The sequence below is a fragment of the Enterobacter cloacae complex sp. 370H10 genome, from assembly GCF_050031535.1.
Lineage (GTDB): Bacteria > Pseudomonadota > Gammaproteobacteria > Enterobacterales > Enterobacteriaceae > Enterobacter > Enterobacter intestinihominis.
This window is the reverse complement of record NZ_JBLGWG010000001.1, coordinates 1,271,476-1,284,135: the sequence shown is the minus strand read 5'-3', so window position 1 is coordinate 1,284,135 and position 12,660 is coordinate 1,271,476. Positions and strand designations below refer to the sequence as shown.

10 protein-coding genes and 1 pseudogene are annotated in these 12,660 nt (G+C 54.6%); 6 read left to right on the top strand and 5 right to left on the bottom strand.

What is annotated here, in order from left to right:
- Positions 1-2 precede the first annotated feature (2 nt).
- The 3 genes and pseudogenes from sitA to ACQG2Q_RS06210 form a co-directional block, all read right to left on the bottom strand.
- On the bottom strand, positions 3-914 hold the full coding sequence (gene sitA / locus ACQG2Q_RS06220) for an iron/manganese ABC transporter substrate-binding protein SitA (protein WP_032624705.1): 912 nt from the start codon (positions 912-914) through the stop codon (positions 3-5).
- A gap of 211 nt (positions 915-1,125) precedes the next feature.
- Complete coding sequence (gene nadS, locus ACQG2Q_RS06215; RefSeq protein ID WP_003858821.1) at positions 1,126-1,410, bottom strand: NadS family protein; 285 nt, start codon at positions 1,408-1,410, stop codon at positions 1,126-1,128.
- Positions 1,411-1,412: 2 nt separating this feature from the next.
- A pseudogene (locus ACQG2Q_RS06210) lies at positions 1,413-1,799 on the bottom strand (type II toxin-antitoxin system RelE/ParE family toxin).
- 177 nt (positions 1,800-1,976) lie between these two features.
- Here ACQG2Q_RS06210 and ACQG2Q_RS06205 point away from each other — a divergent pair.
- A complete protein-coding gene (locus ACQG2Q_RS06205) occupies positions 1,977-3,197 on the top strand; it encodes an ISL3-like element ISKox3 family transposase (protein ID WP_000343760.1) in 1,221 nt (406 codons plus the stop codon).
- A 64-nt stretch (positions 3,198-3,261) separates the two neighbouring features.
- On the opposite strand, the gene betT is transcribed toward ACQG2Q_RS06205, so the two are convergent.
- Complete coding sequence (gene betT / locus ACQG2Q_RS06200; RefSeq protein WP_022647365.1) at positions 3,262-5,295, bottom strand: choline BCCT transporter BetT; 2,034 nt, start codon at positions 5,293-5,295, stop codon at positions 3,262-3,264.
- A 128-nt stretch (positions 5,296-5,423) separates the two neighbouring features.
- Between betT and betI the strand changes: the two genes are divergently transcribed.
- Genes betI through betA form a run of 3 tightly spaced genes read left to right on the top strand, consistent with a single transcriptional unit; the run spans position 5,424 to position 9,175 of the window.
- Entirely contained in the window at positions 5,424-6,011 is a 588-nt protein-coding gene (gene betI, locus ACQG2Q_RS06195) for a transcriptional regulator BetI (protein WP_063849548.1), read from the top strand.
- 13 nt (positions 6,012-6,024) lie between these two features.
- Positions 6,025-7,497, top strand: coding sequence for a betaine-aldehyde dehydrogenase (gene betB, locus ACQG2Q_RS06190; RefSeq protein WP_063849546.1), 1,473 nt, complete (start codon positions 6,025-6,027; stop codon positions 7,495-7,497).
- Positions 7,498-7,510: 13 nt separating this feature from the next.
- The gene (betA, locus tag ACQG2Q_RS06185; protein WP_063849543.1) at positions 7,511-9,175 is read left to right on the top strand and encodes a choline dehydrogenase; all 1,665 of its coding nucleotides are present in this window, start codon (positions 7,511-7,513) and stop codon (positions 9,173-9,175) included.
- A 40-nt stretch (positions 9,176-9,215) separates the two neighbouring features.
- Here the strand turns inward: betA and ACQG2Q_RS06180 are convergent, their stop codons facing one another.
- Positions 9,216-9,668 carry an SgcJ/EcaC family oxidoreductase gene (locus ACQG2Q_RS06180; RefSeq protein ID WP_045623213.1) on the bottom strand — a complete coding sequence of 151 codons (453 nt, stop codon included), beginning with the start codon at positions 9,666-9,668 and terminating at the stop codon, positions 9,216-9,218.
- A gap of 696 nt (positions 9,669-10,364) precedes the next feature.
- Here ACQG2Q_RS06180 and brnQ point away from each other — a divergent pair.
- Positions 10,365-11,669, top strand: a complete 1,305-nt coding sequence (brnQ, locus tag ACQG2Q_RS06175) for a branched-chain amino acid transport system II carrier protein (RefSeq protein ID WP_063201115.1) — start codon at positions 10,365-10,367, stop codon at positions 11,667-11,669.
- A 41-nt stretch (positions 11,670-11,710) separates the two neighbouring features.
- On the top strand, positions 11,711-12,133 hold the full coding sequence (locus ACQG2Q_RS06170) for a DUF2000 domain-containing protein (RefSeq protein WP_063139120.1): 423 nt from the start codon (positions 11,711-11,713) through the stop codon (positions 12,131-12,133).
- The last annotated feature ends 527 nt before the right edge of the window (positions 12,134-12,660 follow it).

Here is a 12,660-nt window from a genome sequence, read left to right as displayed (position 1 = left end):
GGTTACTCCTTCATCCCATCGCGGATGCCCTGCACCAGCGTGCGGGTGGTGACGTTCAGCAGATCGATATAGGTTGGCACCGGGCCGTTTTCTGCGCTCAGAGAGTCGACGTACAGCACGCCGCCGTAATGGGCGCCGGTTTCCCGCGCCACCTGACGAGCGGGCTTATCCGAGACGGTGCTTTCGCTGAACACCGCCGGAATGTGATGTTTTTTCACCAGATCGATAACCTTGCGCACCTGCTGCGGCGTGCCCTGCTGATCGGCGTTGATCGGCCACAGGTACAGCTCTTTCAGGCCCAAATCCCGCGCCAGATAGGAGAACGCCCCTTCGCTGGTCACCATCCATCGCTTGTCTTCAGGGATCGCCGTGACCTGCTTGCGCAGCGGTTCAAGGGTAGCGGTAATCTTCTGCTTGTAGGCGTCGGCGTTACGCTGATAGGTCTGCGCGTTGGCCGGATCGTACTTCACCAGCGCGTCGCGGATGTTATCGACGTAAATCAGGGCGTTGTCCGGCGACATCCACGCATGCGGGTTGGGCTTGCCGTTATAGGGCCCTTCGCTGATGCCCATCGGGGTGATGCCTTTGGTAACAATCACCTCCGGCACGCCGTTCAGATGCTGATAAAAGCGCTGGAACCACAGCTCCAGATTCATGCCGTTCGCCAGGATCAGCTGCGCCTTCTGCGCGCGTTTGATATCGCCCGGGGTGGGCTGGTATTCGTGAATTTCCGCGCCCGGTTTGGTGATGGAAGTGACCTCTGCGGCATCCCCCGCTACGTTTTTCGCCATATCAGCGATAACGGTAAAAGTGGTGATGACCTGGAACTTTTCAGCCGCCAGCGCGCCGGTTGTGGTCGCGGTCATAAGCAGCGCGCCGAGCAACAGACGCTTCAATCCTTGCCGTGGATGCATCGCAGAAGTCTCCTGAGGTGATTAAATTAAAAGCAAAATTAGCCCGTGCTATAAGGTATAGCACAGGCTATATTTAAATGAAAATAATTATCATTAAAGTTGTGTCAACGGAGGGAGAGCCTGATGGCGCTTCGCTTATCAGGCCTACGGTAAAGCAGTTTTGGAGTTTTGTAGGCCGGGTAAGCGCAGCGCCACCCGGCATAAGGGCGACTCACTGCCCGGCAAGTGCCTTATAAAATGCAGGATTCTCCCGAATCACATTAAGTACCTTCGCCGCCAGCCCGGTTGGGTTGCGACGTTTAGACTCCCAGCTCTTTATCGTATCGACGCTCGTGCCAAGCGCCTTCGCCATTTCGCTTTGCGTGATATTGAGCTGCTCTCTGATGGCGCGCACATCAGCAACTTCATAGCGGGTTACCCGGGAAGCGGCTTTTCTTCCGTTATGGATCTCAACGGCCTCTTCAAGCGAAGATTTTAATTCATTAAAAATACTCATTATCAGCCTCCACCTGCCTGATTAGGGTACATAGTACACCTCAAATTTACGGCACTGGAAGCAGTATTTTTCAGAATGGAAGTCAGCTTTTTAAGTTCTGCTTTCTCTGTCTGTGTCAGGCTGTCCTTTATGCATTATGGATAGGCCATAATGAAATAGATCACCTCCTCTGTGGCAAGAAAGTAAATCACTCTGATCCCCCCTCTCTTTCCCTTTGAGCCTGCCGCCATCCTTATTTTACGTAAACCCCCCGTCTGCTGGATCAGGTCACCTTTATCAGGCCAGGCAATAAGTTCCTTTTGCAGATCCTTTAATTCATCATCCGTAGCAATGCTTTTAATCTGTCGGGTAAAGAGTGATGTTTCGATAAACTCTATCGCATGACTCATCCATAGTTCCTTCCCTAAACGCAGCAAAAGCCCGAATGCTTCAGCATCAGGCTCTTGCTGCATGGTTACTCTTCCTTGAGAAATGCTGCGCCAAATAACTGTATTTATATGGGTCTTCCCTTGTTGTGGTGGCTGAAGGCATGATAATGGTGTATTTAATCGCCAGAGGTCACCGCCATGGACGAAAAGTCCCTCTACGCTCATATTCTCAACCTGTCCGATCCGTGGCAGGTAAAGTCCCTTTCTCTCGATGAAAATGCCGGTTCTGTTACTGTCACTATTGAGATCGCTGAAAACACCCGGCTAGCCTGTCCGACCTGCGGTAAATCCTGTTCTGTTCACGATCACCGTCATCGTAAATGGCGCCATCTTGATACCTGCCAGTTCACCACTATTGTTGAAGCCGATGTTCCACGAATTATGTGTCCGGAGCATGGCTGCCTGACGTTGCCTGTTCCGTGGGCTGGCCCCGGAAGCCGGTATACGTTGCTATTCGAATCGTTCGTTCTCTCATGGCTGAAAATCAGCACCGTTGATGCTGTCAGGAAGCAACTTAAGCTCAGTTGGAATGCGGTTGACGGCATTATGACCCGGGCAGTTAAGCGAGGTCTTGCCCGGATAAAAAAGCCATTATCCGCCCGTCATATGAATGTGGATGAGGTCGCCTTTAAAAAAGGACATCGTTACATAACGGTGATCTCCGATCGCGATGGTCGGGCGCTGGCCTTAACGGATGATCGCGGCACAGAGAGTCTTGCCGGCTATCTTCGCACGCTCACTGATGGGCAGTTGCTGGCTATCAAAACGCTCTCAATGGACATGAACGCGGGCTATATAAGAGCAGCGCGTATCCACTTACCCAGTGCGGTTGAGAAAATCGCCTTTGACCGCTTCCATGTGGCGAAGCAACTGGGCGAGGTAGTTGATAAAACCCGTCAGAATGAACATCCGCACCTCCCTGTTGAAAGCCGACACCAGGCAAAAGGAACCCGCTTCCTGTGGCAGTACAGCGATAAGTGGATGACCGAATCCCGGCAGGAAAAGCTGATGTGGCTGCGTGCACAGATGAAGCTGACGAGCCAGTGCTGGGCGCTGAAAGAGCTGGCAAAGGATATCTGGAACAGGCCATGGAGCGAGGAAAGACGGAGTGACTGGCAGAGATGGTTGGCGCTGGCGGCTAACAGTGACGTTCCCATGATGAAAAATGCCGCGAAAACGATAGGAAAAAGGCTGTACGGGATCCTGAATGCGATGCGACACAGTGTCTCAAACGGAAATGCGGAGGCACTTAACAGCAAGATCAGGCTGCTGAGGATAAAAGCCAGGGGATACCGAAACCGGGAGCGCTTTAAACTGGGGGTGATGTTCCACTACGGAAAGCTGAATATGGCGTTCTGAGCCTTCCCACCATGATCGGGGAAGACCCATTTATATACAGTCTGAAGGTATTTTAAGAATCCGTTTAGACATCCGGGAACATCACGCTATTCCCCGGCGCTTCCCTGTGGAGATGGATAAAGTTCAGGTGCCGTTCATACTGGTCCAGAATATCCGTAATTACCTGCTCCTTGCTGTAATCCATCAAATCATTCCCCTGGCTCCCTTCCAGCAGGAAGGTCTCCAGCCGGTAGTAGGTCGACTTCCCGCTGCGCGCCCGGTAGGTGAATCCTGGCACCGAATACTGCTGCGGCCAGATCTGATAAACAAAGTTCTGCTCGTCGCCCATGTGCACCAGCAGATCCAGGTGCCCCAGGGTTTCGCCCTCTTCAGGTGGCAGGTTTTTCAGCTCCACGTAGGCGCCACGCAGCTTCAGCTCCTGCGCCACCTCTTCCATCGCCGGGAAGCAGACCGTCTCCATCATCTGGCTGGTGTAGCGCGTGCCCGGGTAGTTCATCAGGCGCGACAGGCGTTTCTTCCAGCTCAACCTGTCCTGCGCGCCCATCGGCCGCGGGGCGGTGTCGCGGCTGGCGCTGACGCGGCGGTAGTCTTCCACCTTAAGCGATTTATACAGCCCGGCCATCACGAAGAAGATCACGAAGCTGAACGGCAGGCCCATGATCACCGTGGTGTTCTGCAACGCAGAGATACCGTTGGTCATCAGCATCCCGAGCGTCAGCAGGCCGATGGCGACGGACCAGAAGATGCGCAGCCAGTTCGGCGCATCGCTGTTGATGTCTTTAAGCTTCGAAGTGAAGTTCCCCAGCACCAGCGCGCCGGAGTCCGCCGAGGTGACGTAGAACAACAGGCCGGTAATGGTTGCTACGGACGCGCTAAAGGTAAACGCCGGGTACTGCGCCAGCAGGCTGTAGAAGCCGCGCTCCGGGTGCACCATCGCTTCCTGGGCAAAGGTTGCGTTGCCGTGGATAATTTCGTGCAGCGCGCTGTTGCCGAAAATCGACAGCCACAGCAGGGTGAAGGTGAACGGGATGATCAGCGTGCCCATCACGAACTGACGGATGGTGCGCCCACGCGAAATGCGCGCCAGGAACAGGCCGACAAACGGCGACCAGGCCACCCACCACGCCCAGAAGAACAGGGTCCAGTTGTTCATCCATTCCACCGGGCGGTCAAAGGCGAAGCTGTTCAGCGTCATGCCCATGAAGCGGTTCACGTAGTCGCCCACGTTCAGTACCAGAGCGTTGAGCAGGAATGACGTGTCGCCCATAAACAGCACGAACAGGATCAGCCCCAGCGCCAGCGCGACGTTCAGCTCGGAGAGCACGCGAATACCTTTATCCACGCCGGAGGTCACCGAGATGGTAGCGATGATCACCGACAGCGCAATTAGCGCCGCCTTCGCCGCCATCGAATCCGGGATGTCAAACAGCACGCTCAGCCCGTAGTTAAGCTGCACTACGCCAATCCCGAGCGTGGTGGCGATGCCGAAGATGGTGCCGATCACCGCCGCGATATCGACGCTGTGGCCAATCGGGCCGTTGATCTTTTTCCCGAAAATCGGGTACAGCGCGGAGCGGATGGTTAGGGGCAAATTATAACGATAGCTAAAGTATCCGAGCGCCATGCCCATCAGGGCATACATTGACCAGCCCGTCAGGCCGTAGTGGAACAGCGTCCAGACCATCGCCTGACGCGCGGCCTCCATCGTCTGCCCTGCCCCTTCCGGCGGCTGCATATATTGCGTGACCGGTTCCGCCACGGAGAAGAACATCAGGTCGATGCCAATGCCCGCGGCAAACAGCATCGCGGCCCAACTCAGCAGGCTGAACTCGGGCTTGGACTGCTCTGGACCAAGCTTCACCGAACCGAAGCGCGAGCAGGCAATGCAGACCACGAAGACGATATAGAGCGTCGCCGCCAGAAGGTAGTACCAGCCGAAGGTCTTCGACACCCAGTTCAGGGTGCGCCCAATCCACTCGGCAGAAAAATCACGAAAGAAGATAGTCGTCAGGGAAAACAACAAAATCAGCCCGGCGGACGTAAAAAAAACGACCGGGTTGATTTTGTCTTTTTCTCTGTCTTGTGAAAGGTCTGTCATCCAGTATCCCCACTGTTTTTGTAACTATTAAAATCCAAAATCGCAACAATTAAGACACATTTTATATTGAACGTCCAATCAAAAACCGCTTTAATAGATTACCAACGCTGATGAATGGAGTGGCAAAAATGCCCAAAGTGGGGATGCAGCCGATCCGGCGCAGGCAGCTCATCGATGCCACGCTGGAAGCAATTAATGAAGTGGGAATGCATGACGCAACCATCGCGCAAATCGCCCGTCGGGCGGGCGTGTCCACGGGCATCATCAGCCACTATTTCAAAGATAAAAACGGTCTGCTGGAAGCAACCATGCGCGACATCACCGGTCAGTTACGCGATGCGGTATTAAGCCGTTTACGCGCCCTGCCGGACGGCAGTGCAGAGCAGCGTTTGCAGGCGATTGTCGGCGGCAATTTTGATGAAACCCAGGTCAGCGGCGCGGCGATGAAGGCCTGGCTGGCCTTCTGGGCCAGCAGCATGCATCAGCCGATGCTCTATCGTTTGCAGCAGGTCAGCAGCCGCCGGTTGCTCTCAAATCTGGTGTACGAATTCCGCCGCGAACTGCCGCGTGAACAGGCTGAAGAGGCGGGGTACGGGCTCGCCGCACTGATTGACGGGCTGTGGCTGCGCGCCGCGCTCAGCGGCAAACCGCTGGATAAAACCCTGGCCCGGTCGCTTACCAGCCACTTTATCAGCCAGCATTTACCGACCGAATAACCGAGGAGGAAGCATGTCCCGAATGGCAGAACAGCAGCTTTATATCAATGGTGGTTATACATCCGCCACCAGCGGTCGCACCTTCGAGACCATCAACCCGGCCAACGGTGAAGTTCTGGCGAGCGTGCAGGCCGCCGGGCGTGAAGACGTGGACCGCGCCGTGGATAGCGCACAGCGCGGGCAAAAAATCTGGGCGGCGATGACCGCCATGGAGCGCTCGCGCATCCTGCGTCGCGCCGTCGATATCCTGCGCGAGCGCAACGACGAGCTGGCAACGCTGGAAACCCTCGACACCGGTAAAGCGTTTTCTGAAACCTCGACCGTCGACATCGTCACCGGCGCGGACGTGCTGGAGTACTACGCGGGGCTGATCCCGGCACTGGAAGGCAGCCAGATCCCGCTGCGCGAGACCTCCTTCGTCTACACCCGCCGCGAGCCGCTGGGCGTGGTGGCGGGCATCGGCGCGTGGAACTATCCGATCCAGATCGCCCTGTGGAAATCCGCCCCGGCGCTGGCGGCGGGCAACGCGATGATCTTCAAGCCGAGCGAAGTAACGCCGCTTACCGCCCTGAAACTGGCGGAAATCTACACCGAAGCGGGCGTGCCGGACGGCGTGTTTAACGTTCTGCCGGGTGTGGGCGCGGAAACCGGCCAGTACCTGACCGAGCATCCGGGCATCGCCAAAGTCTCCTTTACCGGCGGCGTCGCCAGCGGCAAAAAGGTGATGGCAAACTCGGCGGCCTCGTCCCTGAAAGAGGTGACGATGGAGCTGGGCGGTAAATCCCCGCTGATAGTGTTTGACGATGCGGATCTGGATCTCGCGGCAGATATCGCCATGATGGCCAACTTCTTCAGCTCCGGTCAGGTGTGCACCAACGGCACCCGCGTGTTCGTGCCCGCGAAGTTCAAAGCCGCGTTTGAGCAAAAAATCGTTGAGCGCGTGGGCCGCATCCGCGCGGGCGACCTGTTCGATGAAAACACTAACTTTGGCCCGATGGTCAGCTTCCCACACCGCGACAGCGTGATGCGCTACATCGCCAAAGGCAAAGAGGAAGGTGCGCGCGTGCTGTGCGGCGGTGACGTGCTGAAGGGTGACGGCTTTGATAACGGCGCGTGGGTTGCCCCAACCGTGTTCACCGACTGCACCGACGACATGACCATCGTGCGCGAAGAGATCTTCGGCCCGGTGATGTCCATTCTTTCCTATGACACTGACGAAGAGGCCATTCGTCGCGCCAATGACACCGACTACGGTCTGGCGGCGGGCATTGTCACCGCCGATCTGAACCGCGCCCACGGCGCTATTCATCAGCTCGAAGCGGGCATCTGCTGGATCAACACCTGGGGCGAATCCGCCGCGGAGATGCCGGTGGGCGGCTACAAACACTCCGGCATTGGCCGCGAGAACGGCGTCATGACGCTTCAGAGTTACACCCAGGTGAAGTCCATCCAGGTTGAGATGGGTAAATTCCAGTCCATATTTTAACCGGGAGGTTTATTTGCAATTTGACTACATCATTATCGGGGCCGGCTCTGCCGGCAACGTTCTGGCAACACGACTGACTGAAGATCCGAACACCACCGTCCTGCTGCTTGAGGCGGGCGGGCCGGACTACCGCTTTGACTTCCGCACCCAGATGCCTGCCGCGCTAGCCTTCCCGTTGCAGGGCAAGCGCTACAACTGGGCGTATGAAACCGAGCCAGAGCCTTTCATGAACAACCGCCGCATGGAGTGCGGACGCGGAAAAGGGCTGGGCGGCTCGTCGCTGATCAACGGCATGTGCTACGTGCGCGGCAACGCAATGGATCTGGACAACTGGGCGAAAGAACCGGGTCTGGAGCACTGGAGCTATCTCAACTGCCTGCCCTACTACCGCAAGGCAGAGACCCGCGACGTGGGGCCGAACGACTACCACGGCGGCGACGGTCCGGTGAGCGTCACCACCTCTAAGCCGGGCGTGAACCCGCTGTTTGAAGCGATGGTGGAGGCAGGCGTGCAGGCGGGCTACCCGCGCACCGACGATCTCAACGGCTATCAGCAGGAAGGCTTTGGCCCGATGGATCGCACGGTCACGCCGCAGGGCCGACGCGCCAGCACCGCGCGCGGCTATCTGGATCAGGCCAAACCGCGCCCGAATCTGACCATCCGCACCCACGCCATGACCGATCACATTATCTTTGACGGCAAGCGCGCGGTGGGCGTCGAGTGGCTGGAAGGCGAAAGCACCATTCCGTCAAAAGCGACAGCGAAGAAAGAGGTACTGTTGTGCGCGGGCGCTATTGCGTCTCCGCAGATCCTCCAGCGCTCCGGCGTGGGCAACGCTGAACTGCTGAAGCAGTTTGATATCCCGCTGGTACATGATTTACCCGGCGTGGGGGAAAACTTGCAGGATCACCTGGAGATGTACCTTCAGTATGAATGCAAAGAGCCCGTTTCCCTCTACCCTGCCCTGCAGTGGTGGAACCAGCCGAAGATTGGCGCGGAGTGGCTGTTTGGCGGCACAGGCGTGGGCGCGAGCAACCACTTCGAAGCGGGCGGGTTTATCCGCAGCCGCGAGGAGTTCGAGTGGCCGAATATTCAGTATCACTTCCTGCCGGTAGCGATTAACTACAACGGCTCGAACGCGGTGAAAGAACACGGTTTCCAGTGCCACGTCGGCTCCATGCGCTCGCCGAGCCGCGGGCACGTACGGATTAAGTCCCGCGATCCGCATCAGCATCCGGCGATCCTGTTCAACTATATGTCCCACGAGCAGGACTGGCAGGAGTTCCGCGACGCGATCCGCATCACCCGTGAGATCATGCACCAGCCCGCGCTGGACAAATACCGTGGGCGCGAAATCAGCCCGGGCGTCGAATGCCAGACCGACGAACAGCTGGACGAGTTCGTGCGTAACCACGCCGAAACCGCCTTCCATCCGTGCGGCACCTGCAAGATGGGCTACGACGAAATGGCGGTGGTCGATGGCGAAGGCCGCGTTCACGGGCTGGAAGGGTTACGCGTGGTAGATGCGTCGATTATGCCGCAAATTATCACTGGCAACCTGAACGCCACCACCATCATGATTGGTGAGAAGATTGTCGACGCCATTCGCGGGCGCGAGCCGCTGGCGAAGAGCACGGCGGCGTATTATGTGGCGGATGGGGCGCCGGTTCGCCGTTAAGACGTTACCCCTCTCCCCAACCAGGAGAGGGGTGCAGGGTTTACCCTTCTGGCATCGCAGAAGAGTGGTGCGATGAGATTTTCCACGCTTTTCCGTCCCATGCATAGGTAAAGGTATAGCGTGCGGTTACGGATGTTTTATCCGCGAAAGTAAAAGTGTATGTCCCGGTATCAATGGCTTTATTACAGCCGAGACGAATGGTGCGGCTGTCAATTTTACCGAACGGCTTCTTCTTCAGAAAATCCTCGAAGTAATCCACACGCTCCTTATCCGTCAGCCTGACCTGGTTTGATATTGTCGGCAGCAATACCGCATCGCTCAGGTAATTATCCGCCACTTTATGGGCATCGCCTGTCTGAAGCGATGCATTCCATTTATCGAAGAGCGCTTCAATCTGCTGATTGTCAGCTTTTACGCACTCTGGTGCAGTGGCAGCAAAGGCAGAAGCAGAGGCTAGTCCGAGGAGGGCAGTAAGAGAGATTAACGTTTTCATTGACCATTTTCCTTATGTGGTTTTTCCTGAGGGCGCACTATCCTTTTTATTCCACTACGTGACAATATCAATTACTTATCATTACGCTTTTTACATAAAGATAAACAAGGTGAAATGATATACAAACAAGTAAAACACACCCAACAAAAATGCTAATATACAATAAGTTACAATGAAAACTTTATTTACATAAGAATTTACTGCTTCGCTGAAAACGCACAGGTGTGCAAGCATAATCCCTCAGACCTCTCTTGAGAAATCCCTTTTTTTTCATACAAATATGCGTTTTTTGAATCATTTTGTTACGGTTAATTTCAAAAACAAATAAAAGTTGAAAATACAACTTTTTGTTTAGTGGATATCATTGCCTCCCGATCGTAAATCTTCACCGAGAGGACAGCAGTATGCTGAACAGACAGTTATCCCTTAACGTTGCCCTAATTGCCCTGAGCCTCATGCTCAGCGGATGCGTCATTAGAGATCATCATTCTTCCGATCATCATCATCCGGACCATCGCCCATGGCACCATGAACCTTCGCATGCCCACGGCTGGCATAATCATCATGGGGATCACCATCACGAGCACCACTGAGCCTCACGTTCGCCCCGGTCCGGACTGTTTCAGAATGTGCTTTATACTTAACCGCACTCTCGTTCCTGGCGCTTTACGGCAAAGAACTGATGAAGACAACAACATGACTACTTTTCGCGTCAGAGACATTTTTATTCTGGGCTTTCTCAACTTTGCTCTGTTTGTCGGGGCGGGTAATATCATCTTTCCGCCGTTGATCGGGCTACAGGCAGGCACATCCGTCTGGTTTGCGGCAATGGGTTTTCTGTTGACGGGCGTCGGATTGCCGGTGATTACCGCCATTGCCATGGCGAAAGCGGGCGGTTCGCTGTCGGCCATCACCCGTCCCACCGGGCGCATCTGCGGTATGGCATTGACTCTTGCCTGTTATCTTTGTATCGGTCCGATCTTTGCTATTCCACGTACCGCCACCGTCTCTTACGAACTGGCATTGCAGCATTATCATGTGAATAAAAGCGGGTTGCCCCTGTGGAGCTTAATCTTTTTTAGCCTGGTGATTCTGGTGTCCCTCTATCCCGGACGTCTTCTCGATACCGTAGGGAAATTTTTATCACCCTTGAAAATCATTGCCCTGCTGGTCCTGACGGTCACGGCCGTGCTCATCCCGGCAGGAGCGCCAATGCCACCCCAGGGACTGTACGCAACCTCCCCCTTTTCTCAGGGGATCACTAACGGTTATCTGACGATGGATACGCTGGCGGCTCTGGTCTTTGGGCTGGTGATTGTCAGGGCAATTCAGTCCAGGGGCGTGACCTCCCCACGTCTTATCACCCGCTACGCGCTATACTCCGGTCTGATTGCGGGTGTGGGGCTGGTCGTCGTTTATGCAGGCTTGTTCCGTCTGGGGCTAAGCAGCAGCGGGCTGATTGAGGGCGCAACGAACGGAGCACAGGTCCTCAGCGCCTATGTGCATTTTAGCTACGGGGCTGCCGGAGATATTTTTCTGGGCGTGCTGATGACCCTTGCCTGCCTGGTCACCGCGATCGGTCTGACATCGGCCTGCGGCTCCTGGTTTAGCGATCACACCCGCTTCAGCTATCGCACCTGCATCTGGTTTTTTGCCATCGTCTCAATGCTGATCTCCAACATTGGGCTTACCCAACTGATTAATCTGTCAGTGCCGGTCCTGACGGCAATTTACCCGGTATTCGTGGTGCTCATCCTGACATTTTTCTTTCGTGAAAAATTCCATTCCACGACCCTGGTCATTATCCCCGCCGCGTTCGTTACCTTCCTGTTCGGTCTGGCAGAGGCGCTCAACTCTTCAGGCGGTCCACGGTGGCTGGCCTCGCTCACCGCCAGCATGCCGCTGCATAATCAGGGGCTGGCCTGGCTGCTTCCCGCCGCCAGCATAGTTTTCGTCATGTCCATTATTGACCATGTCCGGTATAAACGAGAATCTCGCTAGCAGGCTATGCGGGGTGAGTAAGTTGCCATTGAGGAATCGCGATGTTTGAAGACAATCAAAAAAAACTCTATATCGTTGTTAACCGTATGATGGAGCCGGCTTTACTTTTGAATGCCACCGCCCACCTCGCAGCTGGGATCATGCGTAAAGCGGATGACGCGCTCTTTCATGACTATTCGAATGAAGAAAGCGGTTTACAGGCCTATCTTAGCCATTATCCGGTTGTCATCCTTCAGGCAAAAAACAGCAATCAGCTCAAAACAGCGCTGCTAAAATGTCAGGGCGCGGACATAACGTTTAACTACTTCAGCACGACGATGCTTGGCGCGTCGTCTGAAGCCCAGATTCAGGCGACGAAAGAAACCTCTCTGGAGTCTCTGGAGTTTATAGCCATTGCGCTTTACGGGGATACCGAACGAATGTTGCCCGTCACGAAAAAATTCTCCGTCTTTAAAATGGTATAACCCCGCAAAAAAAATATTTGAGCCGCGCACGTTGTCTCATGCCAGGCATACCGCCTGGCGCTTCTCGTTCTTGTTTTTCCACTCAAAAGCCTTTTCCAGAGCAAACAGCTGCCAGACACGTCGCGTCACAAGAAGGTGCGCTGGATCACAACAACCACACCATTAGTTTAATTTACAACAAAATGTTGATATTATTTATTTAGGCGATAGACAGGTATGGGACTCATCCTTATCAGCGCGCTGGTTATTAACTTACTTTTAACAAAAATAACCTATTGAATATATTTATTTTTTTACATGAAGCAATTAGACGTAAGCCATGATCAAAAACCTTTTCATATTTTTTATTGTATTTCTCGTTTTAGCTCTCTCACTTGAAATATTTTTTATCGAAAAACACCACATCAATTATTTCCGTGATGGGGTAAGAAACGTTGAGGAGGTATTATCCCTGTGGGAAGAGTATTAAATAAAAAGGGAGGAACCAGACAATACTTACTTAACTTAAAACTAAGGGTGATTTTTTT